Source organism: Candidatus Phyllobacterium onerii (genome assembly GCF_028331445.1).
GTDB lineage: Bacteria > Pseudomonadota > Alphaproteobacteria > Rhizobiales > Rhizobiaceae > Phyllobacterium > Phyllobacterium onerii.
This window is the reverse complement of record NZ_JAQMHX010000007.1, coordinates 127,420-143,551: the sequence shown is the minus strand read 5'-3', so window position 1 is coordinate 143,551 and position 16,132 is coordinate 127,420. Positions and strand designations below refer to the sequence as shown.

The 16,132-nt window shown below is 56.9% G+C and carries 17 protein-coding genes; 12 read left to right on the top strand and 5 right to left on the bottom strand.

What is annotated here, in order from left to right; translation table 11 throughout:
• Nucleotides 1-10: 10 nt before the first annotated feature.
• The 3 genes from PHA01_RS17325 (at nucleotide 11) to PHA01_RS17315 (ending at nucleotide 2,279) form a co-directional block, all read left to right on the top strand.
• A complete protein-coding gene (locus tag PHA01_RS17325; protein WP_271897652.1) occupies nucleotides 11-1,051 on the top strand; it encodes an aldo/keto reductase in 1,041 nt (346 codons plus the stop codon).
• A gap of 120 nt (nucleotides 1,052-1,171) precedes the next feature.
• Nucleotides 1,172-1,864 (top strand): hypothetical protein, encoded by a 693-nt coding sequence (locus PHA01_RS17320; RefSeq protein ID WP_271897651.1) that lies wholly within the window; start codon nucleotides 1,172-1,174, stop codon nucleotides 1,862-1,864.
• A complete protein-coding gene (locus PHA01_RS17315) occupies nucleotides 1,830-2,279 on the top strand; it encodes a PIN-like domain-containing protein (protein WP_271897650.1) in 450 nt (149 codons plus the stop codon). Before PHA01_RS17320 ends, PHA01_RS17315 begins: the two co-directional genes overlap by 35 nt.
• A gap of 18 nt (nucleotides 2,280-2,297) precedes the next feature.
• Here PHA01_RS17315 and PHA01_RS17310 read toward each other — a convergent pair whose 3' ends face one another.
• Entirely contained in the window at nucleotides 2,298-3,536 is a 1,239-nt protein-coding gene (locus PHA01_RS17310; RefSeq protein WP_271897649.1) for a ubiquinone biosynthesis hydroxylase, read from the bottom strand.
• A 90-nt stretch (nucleotides 3,537-3,626) separates the two neighbouring features.
• On the opposite strand from PHA01_RS17310, the gene tesB reads away from it, so the two are divergent.
• The 3 genes from tesB (at nucleotide 3,627) to PHA01_RS17295 (ending at nucleotide 6,543) form a co-directional block, all read left to right on the top strand.
• Entirely contained in the window at nucleotides 3,627-4,496 is an 870-nt protein-coding gene (tesB, locus tag PHA01_RS17305) for an acyl-CoA thioesterase II (RefSeq protein ID WP_271897648.1), read from the top strand.
• 257 nt (nucleotides 4,497-4,753) lie between these two features.
• On the top strand, nucleotides 4,754-5,092 hold the full coding sequence (locus PHA01_RS17300) for a P-II family nitrogen regulator (protein ID WP_100000921.1): 339 nt from the start codon (nucleotides 4,754-4,756) through the stop codon (nucleotides 5,090-5,092).
• Between the two features lie 26 nt (nucleotides 5,093-5,118).
• Nucleotides 5,119-6,543, top strand: a complete 1,425-nt coding sequence (locus PHA01_RS17295; RefSeq protein ID WP_271897647.1) for an ammonium transporter — start codon at nucleotides 5,119-5,121, stop codon at nucleotides 6,541-6,543.
• 79 nt (nucleotides 6,544-6,622) lie between these two features.
• On the opposite strand, the gene PHA01_RS17290 is transcribed toward PHA01_RS17295, so the two are convergent.
• Nucleotides 6,623-7,423 (bottom strand): SDR family NAD(P)-dependent oxidoreductase, encoded by an 801-nt coding sequence (locus PHA01_RS17290; protein WP_271897646.1) that lies wholly within the window; start codon nucleotides 7,421-7,423, stop codon nucleotides 6,623-6,625.
• Between the two features lie 104 nt (nucleotides 7,424-7,527).
• On the opposite strand from PHA01_RS17290, the gene PHA01_RS17285 reads away from it, so the two are divergent.
• From PHA01_RS17285 to PHA01_RS17265, 5 genes are all read left to right on the top strand, one after another.
• The gene (locus PHA01_RS17285) at nucleotides 7,528-8,070 is read left to right on the top strand and encodes a TetR/AcrR family transcriptional regulator (protein ID WP_271897645.1); all 543 of its coding nucleotides are present in this window, start codon (nucleotides 7,528-7,530) and stop codon (nucleotides 8,068-8,070) included.
• Nucleotides 8,071-8,268: 198 nt separating this feature from the next.
• A complete protein-coding gene (locus PHA01_RS17280; RefSeq protein WP_271897644.1) occupies nucleotides 8,269-8,652 on the top strand; it encodes a hypothetical protein in 384 nt (127 codons plus the stop codon).
• Nucleotides 8,653-8,827: 175 nt separating this feature from the next.
• The gene (locus tag PHA01_RS17275) at nucleotides 8,828-11,452 is read left to right on the top strand and encodes a DNA translocase FtsK (RefSeq protein WP_271897643.1); all 2,625 of its coding nucleotides are present in this window, start codon (nucleotides 8,828-8,830) and stop codon (nucleotides 11,450-11,452) included.
• A 358-nt stretch (nucleotides 11,453-11,810) separates the two neighbouring features.
• Complete coding sequence (locus PHA01_RS17270) at nucleotides 11,811-12,485, top strand: outer membrane lipoprotein carrier protein LolA (protein WP_271897642.1); 675 nt, start codon at nucleotides 11,811-11,813, stop codon at nucleotides 12,483-12,485.
• A 100-nt stretch (nucleotides 12,486-12,585) separates the two neighbouring features.
• The gene (locus tag PHA01_RS17265; RefSeq protein WP_271897641.1) at nucleotides 12,586-13,392 is read left to right on the top strand and encodes an exodeoxyribonuclease III; all 807 of its coding nucleotides are present in this window, start codon (nucleotides 12,586-12,588) and stop codon (nucleotides 13,390-13,392) included.
• 132 nt (nucleotides 13,393-13,524) lie between these two features.
• On the opposite strand, the gene PHA01_RS17260 is transcribed toward PHA01_RS17265, so the two are convergent.
• Complete coding sequence (locus PHA01_RS17260; protein WP_271897640.1) at nucleotides 13,525-13,983, bottom strand: cyclic nucleotide-binding domain-containing protein; 459 nt, start codon at nucleotides 13,981-13,983, stop codon at nucleotides 13,525-13,527.
• 130 nt (nucleotides 13,984-14,113) lie between these two features.
• Complete coding sequence (locus PHA01_RS17255) at nucleotides 14,114-14,797, bottom strand: response regulator transcription factor (protein WP_112525106.1); 684 nt, start codon at nucleotides 14,795-14,797, stop codon at nucleotides 14,114-14,116.
• A 129-nt stretch (nucleotides 14,798-14,926) separates the two neighbouring features.
• On the opposite strand from PHA01_RS17255, the gene PHA01_RS17250 reads away from it, so the two are divergent.
• Entirely contained in the window at nucleotides 14,927-15,460 is a 534-nt protein-coding gene (locus tag PHA01_RS17250) for a L,D-transpeptidase family protein (protein ID WP_271897639.1), read from the top strand.
• Here PHA01_RS17250 and PHA01_RS17245 read toward each other — a convergent pair.
• Entirely contained in the window at nucleotides 15,457-16,128 is a 672-nt protein-coding gene (locus tag PHA01_RS17245) for a class I SAM-dependent methyltransferase (RefSeq protein WP_271897637.1), read from the bottom strand. The genes PHA01_RS17250 and PHA01_RS17245 overlap by 4 nt on opposite strands.
• Between the last annotated feature and the right edge of the window lie 4 nt (nucleotides 16,129-16,132).

Sequence of the window (16,132 nt, the reverse complement as noted above, 5' to 3'; positions counted from 1 at the left end):
GGAAAATCCCGTGAAACTGAAGAAACTCGGCAGGACCGATATCGACGTCACTGAAATTTGCCTCGGCACCATGACCTGGGGCGTACAGAACACCGAAGCCGATGCACACAGCCAGATCGACTATGCGTTGGACGCGGGTATCAATTTCATGGATACGGCGGAAGTCTATGCAATTCCGTCGAGCGCGGACACCTACGGCAAAACCGAAAGTTATATCGGCACGTGGTTCAAGAAGACCGGCAAGCGCGACAAGTTTGTATTGGCGTCGAAGATTTCCGGCGGCGGCAATAGCTGGATCCGCAATGGAACCCCACCGGATCGCCAGACCGCGCGTGAAGCGGTGGAAGGCAGTTTGAAGCGTCTGCAGACCGACTATATCGATCTCTATCAGGTCCACTATGCCGCCCGCGGTCATTATCATTTCGGTACCGCATGGCAGTATGCGCCGCAAAACCAGGACAAGTCGCAGGTCGTGGGGCAGATCGAAGAGACCCTGCACGGGCTTGGCGATATGGTCAGGGAAGGCAAGATCCGCCACATCGGCCTTTCCAACGAAACCGCCTGGGGCATTGGTCAATGGCTCAAGCTTTCCGAGGGTCATGATCTGCCCCGCGTTGCCTCGGTGCAGAATGAATACAGCCTTATCCAGCGCGTCTTCGATCTTGATCTGGCTGAACTCAGCCACCACGAGGATGTCGGCCTTCTCGCCTATTCGTCGCTGGCTTCCGGTGTGCTGACCGGCAAATATCTCGATGGGAAGATGCCAGCGGGCACACGTGGCTCGATTCAGCCAGGCGGTCTGTGGCGCAACAATGAACACTCCGCGCCTGCGGTTCGCGCCTATATTGAACTCGCCCGCAAGCACAATCTCGATGTGGCGCAGATGGCGATCGCTTTCGCCCTGTCGCGGCCGTTCATGACCTCTGTTATCATCGGCGCAACATCGATGGAACAGCTGAAGACCGATATCTGGGCAAGCCAGATCACGCTGCCACCGGAACTTCTCAAGGAGATAAACGCGATCTACCGCAAATATCCGCGGCCGCTCTAGATCGGTCGATGCAGAGATTCGCTAATTTGCTATGCATTTGCGGAGGAGCACGATTATCGAAGCGTCGTATTGACACTGAACACACAAGCTGAATCTATATTGGCAAGGAGAACTGCCTGGATGAGCGATTTGATTGGCGTTGGAGTCTACACACCTGCCGAAGCAGGAAGGCTTTTGCACGTCCGGCCTTCAAAGATATCGCGGTGGCTTCACGGCCACAACATCCAAGGCAAGATGTACGAACCCTTGTGGACGCCTGAAGTCAGTTTGGGCGATGAGCGTGTCTTTCTCGGCTTTCGTGATCTCATGGAAGTAAGGGTCGCCGACGCGTTCATTCGCGCCGGCGTTTCCTCGATCAGAGTTCGCGCCACAATCGCCGCCGCCCGTGAAATCATAGGACAAGATCGCCCGTTGTCGACGGATAGGTTTCGCACAGATGGCCGGGAAATCTTTCTTAACATAATTGAAACCGACGAAGATGGGCAGCAACGGGAGCGCTTGTTGAATCTCTTCCGGCAGCAATATGAATTCAAGGGTATCATTGAACCGATCCTCAAGACGGTCGAGTTTGGTCCTGACGGCAATCCATTATTGTGGTGGCCTGGTGGCCGCAGACTCAATGTAGTTGTCGATCCCTTGCGTTCGTTTGGTCAGCCGATCGACGCTGCTTCAAGTGTCCCAACTGCCGTGTTGGCCACTGTTGGAATCCAAGAAGGCATCGTAGGTGCAGCGTTAGCCTATGAAGTGAGCGAGGCCTCAATTCGCCGGTCGATTGAGTTTGAAAACTCAATGGAGCAACGGGCTGCAGCGTGAACGTGCTGTTCGACAACTGCACGTCTCCAATTTGGCATCGACACGTCATGGCTTCATTAAGCATTGCGGCGACGCCGCCTTCCATCTAAAAAACGTTCCTGGCCTCCCAAGAGGTCGCCACTCTGCCGATTTGGACTGGATTGAACATCTTCGTAAAGCGCCGGAGAAATGGATATTCATCTCTGGTGATGCGAGGATGCTCAAGAATCCAGCTGAGCGTGCGGCCTTGCGTTCGGCTGGTTTGCACGGCTTTATCTTAGCGCCCGGTTATCAAAAAACCGCACTGAATCAAGTCGCCGCTACCATAGTCTGGCGTTGGCCCGAAATTCTTAAGATTACGAGTCTTCTGGCTGCTCCGTCGATGCACGAAATTCCTATTGGTAGAATGACGAAACTCAGACAATTTCCTGTTTAGTAATAGGCGAAGGTCATTCTAAATTGGCTGGCCCTGCAGCAGTTTCGGCGCTGTCGTCGATAGTCCCGCGGCCTGGCGGATGAAGAATCCCTTGAGCCGCGGCATCCGTTCGACAAGGCCGAGACCGAAATCGCGTAGCGCTCTGACAGGTACGTTGTCGTTGGAAAACAGCCGGTTCAAAACGTCCGTGGTGACGCCCATCTGCACCGTGTCGAAGCGCCGCCAGGTCTGGTAGCGCTCGAGCACCGCGACCGAACCGATGTCGAGCCCGAGCCGATCGGCATCGACGATGGTTTCCGCGAGCGCCGCCGCATCCTTGAAGCCGAGATTGAGACCTTGCCCGGCAATCGGGTGGATACCATGCGCTGCGTCGCCCACCAGCGCGAAGCGCGGCTTGACGAAATCCCGAGCGAGAGTAAGACCGAGCGGAAAGGCTTTACGCGCGCCTTCCACGTGGACTTCACCGAGTTTCAAGCCAAAGCGTTGTTCGAGCTCGGCTTCAAAAACGAAATCATCCTCGTGGATCAGGCGCTCTGCATCTGCTGTCCGTTCTGTCCAGACCAGCGATGAACGGTTTCCTTTGAGCGGCAGTACCGCAAAGGGCCCTGCCGGCAAGAAATGTTCCTCGGCCCGGCCATGATGCGGGCGCTCATGGGTGACGGTGCAGACGATACCCGACTGGCCGTACTCCCAGTTCACCACCTTGATGCCGGCCATCTCGCGCAGGCGGGATTTGACGCCGTCGGCCGCGATCAGCAGCCGGGTGCGCAAGCTCTTGTCGTCGGAATAACGGACCGCCAGATGTGCCTCGCCATGTTCGAAACCGTTTACCGGCGCGCCTTCGATGAAGGTCACGCCAAGTTCATCTGCCTTCTTGCGCAACGATGCGTTGAGGACGCGGTTCTCCACCATGTGCGCGAACGGCTCGCCCGGCTCGACTTCGCCGTTGAAGGTCAGGAACACGGGCCGTACGGGATCGGACGTGCGCGAATCGGTAACGATCATCTCGGTGATGGGTTGCGCTTCCGGCAGGATCGCCTCCCAGCATCCGAGGCGGTCCAGCATGCGGCTTGCGGCGGCGGCGATAGCCGAGGCGCGCGTATCGTTACGCCAGACGCCGGCGGGCGCCGCGTCGATAACCGTGACGGCACGGTGCGGCGCCGATGATTTCAGCGCGACCGCTGTCGCGAGGCCGACATAGCCTGCGCCGGCGATGGTGATATCACTGCTTTGTTGCGGGGAGCTTCGTTCAACCATGGTTTGCCTCCGGGTTGCAATTATGCGGCGCTTGACTTGTGCTGCTGTTCCTGTTGCAAGCGTTGGACGCGCGAACGGGAGACTTCGATCATGTCTGACGCCATGAATGAGCTTTTGTCCATACTCGACCTTGAAACTCTTGAACACAACCTGTTTCGAGGTCGCAGCCCGCAGTCCGGCTGGCAACGCGTCTTCGGCGGCCAGGTGATCGGCCAGGCATTGGTAGCAGCGCAGCGTACCGTCGATCCTCTGCGTCATGTGCATTCGCTGCACGGCTATTTCATGCGCGCCGGCGATCCGAAAGTGCCGATCATTTACGAGGTCGATCGCATTCGCGATGGTTCGAGCTTCACCACCCGGCGGGTAGTCGGCATCCAGCATGGCCACGCGATCTTTTCGCTGGAGGCCTCCTTCCAGATCGAGGAGGAGGGGCTCGAACATCAAAAGCCCAAACCGTTCGATGTCACCGAACCGGAAAATCTCATCAGCGACCGCGACCTGAAGGAGCAATATCTGCAGAATGCGCCGGCCGCAATCCGCAAGTACTGGGAACAAGACCGGCCCATCGAGATGAAGCCCTTGTCGCTCGCCCACTATTTTTCGCGCGAGAAGCTGCCGCCCGAGCAGAACGTCTGGATCAAGACCACAGGTCCCGTGCCGGATGATCGCGCCGTGCAGGCGGCGGTGCTGGCCTATCTGTCGGACATGACGCTGCTCGATACCTCGCTTTATGCGCATGGAAGATCGATTTTCGATCGTGACCTGCAGGTCGCCAGCCTCGACCACGCCATGTGGTTTCATCGGCCATGCCGTTTCGACAACTGGCTGCTTTATACGGCAGACAGCCCCAGTACATCCGGTGCGCGTGGCTTTAATCGTGGTGCAATCTATAGCCGTGATGGCGCATTGATTGCCTCGACAGCACAGGAAGGCCTAATTCGTGTGCATTCCGAGGCGTGACGTTTTCAAAGCCCTTTGAGTTTGCTTAAATTTTAGGCATGTTGCTTAGCGTCACGCGGACATGCCGTTAATCGTTAAAAATATCCATTTGTAATCAATAACTTGGCGTTATATTTCGAGTCTGGCACAGAACTTGAATACTCCTTAGCAGTCACCGATTGCCACAAGCGGCTTTAGGCGATGGGTTCAACGCGGATGTGAAGCCTTTCGAGTAATTCCACCTGAAAGGCGCCGCGCAAAGCGCAGGGGTATATTCAATGAAAATTGTGATGGCCATCATCAAGCCGTTCAAGCTGGACGAAGTGCGCGAAGCACTCACCGCTGTCGGCATCCAGGGCCTGACCGTCACCGAGGTGAAAGGTTATGGCCGCCAGAAAGGGCACACCGAAATTTATCGCGGGGCGGAATATGCCGTCAGCTTCCTTCCGAAGCTGAAGGTGGAAGTCGCAGTCGCATCCGAGCTCGTCGACACCGCCGTTGAAGCCATCACCACGGCTGCCAAGACCGGTCAGATCGGTGACGGAAAGATATTCGTTCTCAGCATCGAGCAGGCCGTCCGTATCCGCACGGGCGAAACCGACACCGACGCGCTGTGATTTATTTGGGGTTCAAGGAGACAATAATGAAAATTCCAACCAGTCTGACATCTGCGGCGCGCAGCACCCTTCTAGGGTCGCTGGCACTGGTCGCTATAGGTACGCTGGCCGCATTCGCTCAGGAGGCCGCGCCAGCAGCTCCCGCCGCCGCAGCGCCAGCCTTCACGGTCGACAAGGGAGACACCACCTGGATGATGATCTCGACAGTGCTTGTGCTGTTGATGACCATCCCCGGACTCGCGCTTTTCTATGGCGGCCTTGTCCGCTCGAAGAACATGCTCTCGGTTCTCATGCAGGTCTTCACCATCACCGCTGTGGTGATGCTGATCTGGGTGTTCTACGGCTACAGCCTGGCTTTCACACCCGGTAATTCGTTCGTCGGCGGCCTGTCCAAGGCCTTCTTGCACGGCGTCGACGTGACGACGATGTCCGAAACCTTTACGAAAGGCGTCGCCATCCCCGAGCTGGTCTATGTCGTCTTCCAGATGACCTTCGCCTGCATCACGCCGGCGCTCATCGTCGGTGCGTTCGCTGAACGCGTGAAGTTCTCCGCGGTTATCCTGTTCGTCATCCTCTGGGTTACCTTCGTCTACTTCCCGATCGCTCACATGGTCTGGTTCTGGGGTGGTCCAAGTGCCTATTCCGATCCGTCGGGCCTGATCTTCGGCTTCGGCGCAATCGACTTCGCCGGTGGTACCGTCGTTCACATCAATGCAGGCATTGCAGGTCTCGTCGGCGCTCTGATGATCGGCAAGCGTACAGGCTACAAGAAAGACATCATGGCACCGCACTCCATGACGATGACCATGATCGGTGCGTCATTGCTGTGGGTTGGCTGGTTCGGCTTCAATGCCGGTTCCAATCTCGAAGCCAATGCCTATGCGGGCCTTGCCATGATCAACACCTTCGTCGCGACAGCCGCTGCCGCAGTGATGTGGATCATCCTCGAATCCTTCCTGCGTGGTAAGGCTTCGATGCTCGGTGCCGTATCCGGTGCCGTCGCCGGCCTGGTTGCCGTTACCCCGGCTGCCGGTTTCGTCGGTCCGATGGGAGCCATCGTGCTCGGTGCGGTCGTCACCGTCGTCTGCTACTTCTTCGTCGCAGTGGTGAAGAACACGTTCGATTATGATGACAGTCTCGATGTTTTCGGTATCCATTGCGTCGGTGGCATCATTGGTGCTCTTGGCACCGGCATCCTCGTCAATCCGGCACTCGGTGGCGCTGGTATTGTCGATTATTCGACTGCCGATTTCGCCGCCAGCTATGCAGGTACGGCGACACAGGTCTGGGCGCAGTTCAAGGGTGTCATCGTGACGCTGCTCTGGTCAGGTATCGGCAGCGCGATCCTCTACAAGATCGTCGATCTGATCGTCGGCCTGCGAGCATCGCCCGAATCAGAGCGTGAAGGCCTCGACCTCACCTCGCACGGTGAAGCCGCGTATCACAGCTGATAGGACTACCTTGAAAAGAAGCAGAAGGGCCCGGTTTTCCGGGCCCTTTCTTTTTGCGCATGGCGTCCTGGCCGCAGCCTTAAACTGCCAGCGCTTTTTCGGGCTGATAACGCTCGGCGGCGTGGACCTGCGCGTAATTCGGAAGCATTGACTGTCGAGCTGCATCGAAAGCTGTCCATTGATCGGCATCCGGAAGCGGCGGAATAGTCACGGACTCGCGGCGATCGAAACCCACTAGCGCCGCGTCGACCAGTTCGCCTACTTCCATTACAGCCGGCAGCGCATCTACATCCCTGCCGGAACGCTCCCAGATTTCCGTTCGCGTCGCCGCTGGCAACACCACCTGGACATACACGCCCTTTGGGCCAAGTTCGAGCTGAAGTCCCTGGCTGAGGAACAGCACAAATGCCTTTGTTGCCCCATAGACTGTCATACCAAACTCAGGAGCCAATCCAACGACCGAGGCGATATTGATAATCGAGCCTGCCCCGGCTTCGATGAAGCGTGGCGTAACAGCACTGATCAGTCGGGTCAGTGCAGTGGTGTTGAGGCTGATGAGCTTGGCCGCATCATCCGGTGTCTGATCAGCGAAGCCGCCAGCTGCTGTAGCGCCTGCGTTGTTGATCAGTACGCCAATGCGCGCATCGTCACGCACCCGGGACTCCACCCGAGCGAGCTCAACCTCGTCGGTGAGATCCGCTTGGAGGACATCGACATTCACTCCGGTTTCACGGCGCAGGCGCTCGCTGAGCGCTTCCAATCGAGCCAGGTCTCGAGCAACCAATACGAGGTCATGTCCTCGCTTGGCAAAACGGTCGGCATAAACAGCACCAATGCCCGTGGAGGCTCCGGTAATAAGGACGGTGGATTTGGCGTTCATTGATTTTTCCTTGAGTTTCGAATACTAATCATGATCATCATCATGTTTAGCGTATTCATGATCGCTATCATGATTAATGTCAAGAGACGAAATCGAGGACAAAAATGAAAATCAGCCGCGAGCAAGTGGCCGACAACCGGCGAAGGATCCTGGAGGCAGCTGGCAGGCTTTTCAGGGCCAAAGGGTTCGAGGCGGTGACAGTGGCGGATGTCATGAAGGCGGCGTCTCTCACCCACGGCGCTTTTTATGGGCATTTCAATTCGAAAGATGACCTGATCGTTCAAACCCTGGCCCACATTGTTTCAGCCGGGATACCGGAGGACCTCGATCTGACGCGGTACGCGACGACGTACCTCTCGGAAAGTCACCGAGATGATATCGCGGGCGGATGTGCAACGGCGGGGCTGGCCGGCCAAACCATCCATCAATCGCCAGAGGCCCGCGCAGCGATGACAGCAGGCTTGCGAGAGCACATCGAGCGCTTGAGCCGCTCAGCTCCTGGGGCAACTGCAGAAAACAAACGTCGGGCTGCCATTGGGAGTTGGGCGGCGATGGTGGGTGCAGTTATCTTGGCCCGGATGAGCGATGACCCGAATTTGTCTGATGAACTGCTGGCGCAGACGCGTGAGTGGATTAGCCCGAAGTGAAGCCGCGTATCACAGCTGATAGAACAATCTTGAAAAGAAGCAGAAGGGCCCGGTTTTCCGGGCCCTTTTTTGTTTGGACATGGCTCACCAGCGGCAACATTGTCAGCAGCGACGCCTGTGATTTGCGGGAACTCTCAGCTCCCGAACAATGCAAGCATTCCTTTATGGATCGTGAGTATTGTTCGACGGAGAGGTAACATGACGCTAACCGCTGAAGAACAAGACAAACTTGCGTTTCAAATTTGTTCCGAGTTGTCCCCACTGCTTCGACAATCGCTAAGGAAGGCCTTGGTTGGATTACTGGCAATTCGGCAAAAGCCACTGCCTTGGTACCATAAAACGCCGAAGGCATTTCTCATTGTTGTGAAGAGTAGAACAGCTCGAAAAGTTTGGAAGATATACGATCGCCACATCGCTCGCACACCCGGGCTCATGGCGGGTGTCAGTTATGGCGACAGGTATGTCATATCTTTGTTCGACATTGTGGGGGCAATCGGCTGGATCGTATTTTCTTCTGGAGCCGAATTCGCTGAGAATCTCGCCAAGCGACTGTTAGACGTAGATCAAGAAGCACATCCCTGACGATCACGAAGTCACGTAGCCGCTACAACATTTCAATTTCGTTTTCCGTAAATACCTCGACTGCCTTTCCATGGTTAATGGCCCCTTAACCATCCGCACCGTAACGTCAGAATCAACTCTCGAACTTGCGGCTGGTTGAAGCCGCTCTGTATGCGTTCACGCGGGGCCGGATTTCATGCGTCAGGGATACCCTTCCTCCTATGCCATTGATGATCAGCGAACCGGGTTATCTACCCTGTTCCGCAGGCAGATTCATATCCTGTGGGGGCTGGGGCTTATCGGCTTCGTTGCCTTTGCCATTGGCAGCCTCGCTACGTGGAACGTGCTCGATCCAAGCTTCAGTCACGCCACGTCGAATCCGACCCGCAATGCACTCGGTTATCCCGGTGCGGTTTTCGCCGATCTCGGCATGCAGTTTTTCGGTCTTTCCATGGTCGTGGCGCTGATGCCTGCGCTTTTCTGGGGCGGGCTCTTTCTCACCGGGCGCGGCGTCGACCGTATAACGCGCCGGGCCGTTGCCTGGCTTTGCGCGTCGCTTCTGGCGGCGGCGATCGCCGGCTGCTTTGCCATACCTGAAAGCTGGCCGATGCCTATCGGTCTTGGCGGTGTCTTTGGTGATATGGTGCTCAAGATACCCGGCATCTTTATCGGCACGTTCCCCCGTGGTGGTCTGGCCATGATCATGGTTGCCATTCTTGCCATCCCGACCCTTTGGATTTTTGGCTTTGCCAGCGGCATCACCTACCGTGACAGCGAACCTGTGGTCACCAAGAAGTCCGCGCGCCACGTCGCTGCGGACGATGACTACGACGACGAGGATGATGACGACGATCGCGAAGGTGGAGGCCTGCTCGCGCTCGGCGCCTTGACCCATTGGTTCCTGAGCATGAAGGCCCTGTTCCGCCGGGTCTCAGGTCGTGGCGCCGGGCTCTATAACAGTGCACGCAGTATCGCCACGCGTCATGACCGCGATTTCCCTGACGTTGCAGTTTCGCGTCCGAAAAACGGCCAGACCGATGGACGGCGCGACCCTGGCTTCTACGACGAAGCACCACCCGTTGAGGCGCCTTCCATAGATATCGGCAATGATGAGTTTGACGGCCGCTTCGATCCGGTTGCCTTCAGTGACGACGAGGACGTCGACGATTGGGCCCTGCAATCAGCCCCGGCAAGACCGACGGCAATTCCGAACAGGCCAGTTGCCGCGCGCATCGATACACCGGCACCTGCACCGCGGGCCGGCGCGCGCGTTCAGCGCGAGGCACAGGCGTCGTTGATTGCATCCGACGAGTACGAGATGCCGTCGCTGCATTTCCTGAGCGAACCGAAGAACGTCGTGCGCAATCCGGGCCTTTCCAAAGAGGCTTTGGAACAGAATGCGCGACTATTGGAAGGCGTGCTTGAGGATTTTGGGGTGCGCGGTGAAATCATCCATGTGCGTCCGGGTCCGGTGGTGACGCTTTACGAACTCGAACCGGCGCCGGGTATCAAATCGTCGCGGGTCATCACCCTCGCCGACGATATCGCCCGGTCCATGAGCGCGATTGCCGCGCGTGTTGCCGTGGTGCCTGGCCGCAATGCCATCGGTATCGAGCTCCCGAACCAGACGCGCGAGATGGTCTATCTGCGCGAACTTCTGGCAAGCCGTGACTTTGAACAGACAAAGACCAAGTTGGCGCTCGCGCTCGGCAAGACCATTAACGGCGAGGCGGTTATCGCCGATCTTGCGAAAATGCCTCATCTTCTTGTTGCCGGAACGACGGGCTCGGGCAAGTCCGTTGCGATCAATACCATGATCCTCTCCTTGCTCTACCGGATGACGCCGGAGCAGTGCCGCCTGATCATGATCGACCCGAAGATGCTGGAACTGTCGATCTATGATGGCATTCCGCATCTGCTGACGCCCGTCGTCACCGATCCGAAAAAGGCCGTCGTCGCGCTGAAGTGGACGGTCAAGGAGATGGAAGACCGCTACCGCAAGATGTCGAAAGTCGGCGTGCGCAATATTGACGGCTTCAATCAGCGGGTCGAGCAGGCCCACAAGAAGGGTGAGCGTATTGCCCGGACGGTACAGACCGGCTTCGATCGCGCGACGGGCGAAGCCGTCTACGAGACTGAAGAGCTCGATCTGAAGCCGATGCCCTACATTGTCGTCATCATCGACGAAATGGCCGACCTGATGATGGTTGCGGGGAAGGATATTGAAGGCGCGGTGCAGCGGCTGGCACAGATGGCGCGCGCTGCCGGTATCCACGTGATCATGGCGACACAGCGTCCGTCGGTCGATGTCATCACCGGCACGATCAAGGCGAATTTCCCGACACGTATCTCGTTCCAGGTTACATCGAAGATCGATTCGCGAACCATCCTTGGCGAGCAGGGCGGCGAGCAGCTGCTCGGCATGGGCGACATGCTCTATATGGCCGGCGGCGGCCGCATCCAGCGCGTGCATGGACCATTTGTTGGCGACGACGAAGTGGAGAAGATCGTCCAGCATCTGAAACTGCAGGGCGTTCCGGAATATCTTGATTCCATTACAGAGGAAGACGACGAGGACGAAGGTGGCGGCCCAGCGGGAACGTCCAATCTCGAAGATTCGGACGATCCCTATGATCAGGCTGTTGCCGTCGTGCTTCGCGATAAGAAGGCGTCAACGAGCTATATCCAGCGCCGGCTCGGCATTGGGTACAACCGCGCCGCTTCGATCATCGAGCGCATGGAACAGGAAGGGCTTGTCGGCCCTGCCAATCACGCGGGCAAACGCGAGATTCTTGTGCCGACAGAGGACGATGAGTTCTAGGCGCGAGTTCTTACCCTCCCCCTTGTGGGGAGGGACGGAGCGAAGCGACGGGGAGGGGTGTTTATGGCCGAAAATGTGTACTGACGATACAGGCGAGATGAATCGAAAACCCCTCCCTGCTGCTGCGCAGCCTCCCTCCCCACAAGGGGGAGGGTAAGAAGCGGAAACGTTGATACTTGAACGAGTAACGTAACGATTTTGTAGCCGTTATGGAACAATAGGCAGCGGCGCATTACATAACGATTCAAGCTCAGGTTACGTAACGGCGCAAGGGAACAAGAAACGATATCCTGCCGTTTATTGGCCATAGTGCAGCCCAACTGGCTTCGTACGAAGAGAGACGACAGGAGATATGATCATGATACTGACAAAAGCACCGTTTCGCGCCCTTGGCTCAGTGGCAAAGAGCTCTGCGGTTGCTTCCATCGTCGGCATGGGTCTCCTGTTTGGGGCTGCGAATATAGTGCTGCCGACCCCGGCCTTGGCACAAGCCGCACCCGCCGGCATTAGCGCAGCGCAGGACATAGCCAACAAGTTCTCCAGCGTTAAAACGCTGACGGGCAGTTTTGTGCAGTTCGGCCCGCGTGGAGATCAGACCGGGGGCACGTTCTATATCGAGCGTCCCGGTAAAATCCGCTTCAACTACAACAAGCCGTCGCCCATTCGCGTTATCTCCGACGGCAAATCCGTGGTGATCAACAATCGCAAGCTCGACACCTGGGATCTCTATCCGCTGTCGAAAACCCCGCTGAAGCTGCTCCTGAGCGATCAGATCGATCTGTCCACCAAGTCAGTCAAATCGGTGAAGCAGGAGCCGGACATGACGACGATCGTGCTTGGCGACAAGTCGATCTTCGGCAACTCGACCATTTCCATGATGTTCGATCCGAAAACCTCCGACCTGCGTCAGTGGACCATCACCGATGCCCAAGGTCTCGATACAACGGTGATGATCACCGATGTGCGGACCGGCGTGCGCTTTGCCGATGATATGTTCAAGATCGACTACACCCGCATCGCAATGAAGCGGTAGTCAGGTCATGACCCTGGCCTTGCGGTTTGCCAAATCTTTTGGCATGACCGGATGAACCACGCACTACAGACAGTGCCACCCATCCACCTTGCGAGTCGTCATGCCCTTTTCCGTTGCCACCTGGAACATCAATTCGGTGCGCCTGCGCTTGCCGCTGGTCCTGCAATTCCTGCGCGACTATCAACCCGACGTGCTGTGCCTGCAGGAAACAAAATGCCCGGATGAGCTCTTTCCGCGTGAGGCATTTCATACGGCCGGGTATGAGCATATCGAGATCAGCGGCCAGAAAGGCTATCATGGTGTCGCCACGCTATCGCGCCGCCCCCTGACCGAACCCGCGCGTGTCGGGTTTTGCGATATCGCCGATTGTCGGCATTTGAGCACGGTCGTCAATGCCGGATCGAAGCGGCTGCGTATCCACAATTTCTACGTTCCGGCCGGAGGCGATGAGCCGGATCCGGAGATCAATGCGAAGTTCAGGCACAAGCTCGGGTTCATCGACGAGATGCGCGCGATGAATGCCGTTCACGGCGATGGCCATGCGTCTCTGCTGGTCGGCGATCTCAACATTGCCCCGCTCGAAACCGATGTCTGGTCGCACAAACAGCTTTTGAAGGTTGTCAGTCATACGCCGGTCGAAACGGAAGGTCTGGAAAAGCTGCGGAAGGATGGCGGCTGGAGCGATCTGATGCGGCACCACATCCCGCCGAGCGAGAAGATCTATACGTGGTGGAGCTATCGCGCCGCCGATTGGGCTGCGGCCGATCGCGGACGGCGGCTGGATCACATATGGGGCTCGCCGGACCTTGAAACCGATCTGACCGACATCACGATCCTTCGCGAGGCACGCGGATGGGAGCGCCCGTCGGACCATGTTCCGGTCATTGCACGTTTTAATCTGGACTGAGATTGATCGGGAAAAAGAAGTACGTAAGAATCTGCGAATCCTGCATGAACTTCCCCGAATCCTGTGCAAGAATCCTCGAATCTGATGCAAGAATTTCAATCTGCGCGGGAAATTTGGTTGTGGCCGGTTTAGTCAGCGCTCATTGAACAGGTGTTCGTACCTGGTAATGGCCTCGATCATTTCGCTGAGGTCTGCCGATATCTGGTCATGCAAAGCTGCGGCGATTTCTGGATATTCTTCGAGAATTCGCCGGAAAAGCGAGCGATTGAGCCGGATGACCTCGGTCTCGGATTCGGCCATGGCGCTCGTCAGGCGCTTGGTCTGGGCGATGATTGCCATCTCGCCGAGGACGGCACCTGGCCCCACCGTTTTCAGGATTATGCGACCTGACGGCCCTTCACGGAACAGGGAAATGTCACCGCGATCAATGACATAGGCACAATCTGCCGCTTGTCCTTCACGGTAGAGTTCGCGGCCTTCGCGCAAGACAAGACGTTCGGTGCCGAAGGCGAGCAGGCGCAACTGGTCGCGCGTAAACGTCTCGAACAGCCCCACCGTCTCCAGAATGCGAATATCATCTTCAATTGCCATGCAATAACAGACATATACCTAGATTGGCGTCGCGCATAACCCCAAAAAACCATCTTCAGGATTACGCGCAAATCATTCGTGTGCTGCGTCCTTTATGCCTCAAAAAAGAGGTATGGCGTAGCAATTGGCATCAAGGAATGAGCTTGTATCCCCCGCTTTCCGTGACAAGTATGGTCGAATTGGATGGATCATGTTCTATTTTCTGCCGCAACCGATACACATGCGTCTCCAGCGTGTGTGTCGTCACCCCAGAGTTGTATCCCCACACCTCTTCAAGCAAGATATCCCTTGTGATGACCTTGCCGCCGGCACGGTAAAGATATTTGATTATTGCGACCTCTTTCTCGGTCAGCCGTATCTTGCTGCCTTTGGCGTCGATCAGCATCTTTTGCCCGGGCTTGAACGTATAGGGCCCGACAATGAAAGTCGCGTCCTCGCTCTGTTCATGCTGGCGCAGTTGTGCCCGAATGCGCGCCAACAGGACAGCGAAGCGAAACGGCTTGGTCACATAGTCGTTTGCGCCCGATTCGAGGCCAAGAATGGTGTCCGAATCGGTATCGTGCCCGGTCAGCATGATGACCGGAGCCTTGAAGCCGCCCTTGCGCAAAAGCTTGATTGCCTCGCGCCCATCCATGTCCGGCAGCCCGACATCCATGATCAGGAGATCGACGACGCCGTTTCTTGCCGTCTGAACGGCTTTGGTTGCATTGTCTTCCTCGATGATCTGGAATTCTTCATAGAGGCTCAGTTGTTCAACCAGGATGGCTCGCAAGTCTGCATCGTCATCGACGATAAGAATGGTACGCGCTGTCATCGGATCTCCCGCAGATGGAAAGAAGTCATTGGAATTTAAGTCGAATAGTACAGGAAAGAAAGGGGATCGACTTGATATTGGTTATGCGGCGCATCAGTCTGACAAAAAAATGCTTTTTATGAGGCAAGCATGAGTCGCAGGTCCTTGAAATTGATCGATGTTCGTCCAAGACCTGGCCATACGAGTCAAGGGCAGTTGATCGCGGGCAATATGATCCTGCGCTGTGCGCTGGGCAAAGGCGGAATCACGGCCTTCAAGCGCGAAGGTGACGGTGGAACGCCGCTTACCCGCATGCGGTTGCTCTACGGCTTCAAGCGTCCTGACAAGAAAGTGAGGGGAACGCGGGCCCTGCTACTGAGGGCGCTCCGCCGCTACGATGGTTGGTGCGAGGTCAGTGATGACCGCAATTACAACCGGAAGGTGCGCATTCCCTATGGCGCCAGCCACGAAACCATGTGGCGCAAGGATGATCTATACGACATTTGCATCGTCATGGATTGGAACATCAGGCCGCGGCATCGCGCCAAGGGAAGTGCGATCTTCTTTCATCTGGCAAGACCGGGCTATACACCGACGGAAGGCTGCATTGCCTTGAGTCGGGCCGATATGAACCGGCTCTTGCCGTATCTTTCAAACCAGACCGTCGTTCGCGTGCTGCGTTAGCGCTTGAAACGCCAAACTGTCGTCTGCTTTACGTCGGCGTCTTCGAGAATCCTTGTCACCGGTACCGAGTAAACTGCCAATGAATCCAGTAGATTCTTGGGAAAATAGGAGCGGCCGGGATCGCCAACGATGATGTCCACACCGCGGGCAGCCAGTCCGGCGAACCAAGGTACGAGTCTGTCGGCCAATGGCTTGTCATAAAAAACGTCACCGGCCAGAACGACATCCCAACCGTCGTCGCTGCCAATCAGATCATCGACTCGAATCTCGACTGTCGCATGATTTGCTTCAGCGTTCAGAGCGATAGCTGGGCGCGCGAACGGGTCGATGTCGCAAGAGATGACATGCTTTGCTCCGGCCTGAGCCGCAGCAATACCGACCAGACCGGAGCCCGAGGCGAAATCGAGGACAACGGCGTTTGCAACCATTGCGGGATGGTCGAGCACGTAGCGCGCCACCCCTTGTCCGCCCGCCCAGGCAAACGCCCAGAATGGTGGCGGCAGGCCAATCGTTGTCAGTTCGTCTTCAGTACGGTGCCAGAGGTCATGCGCTTCATCGGCGAGATAGAGCTTGATCTCCGGCACGTGCGGGGGCGATTGCAGAATGGTATTCGCCAGAACGAACCGGCGATAGCGATCGCTTTCAGGATCGAGAGCGGGCTCAACCACGGGA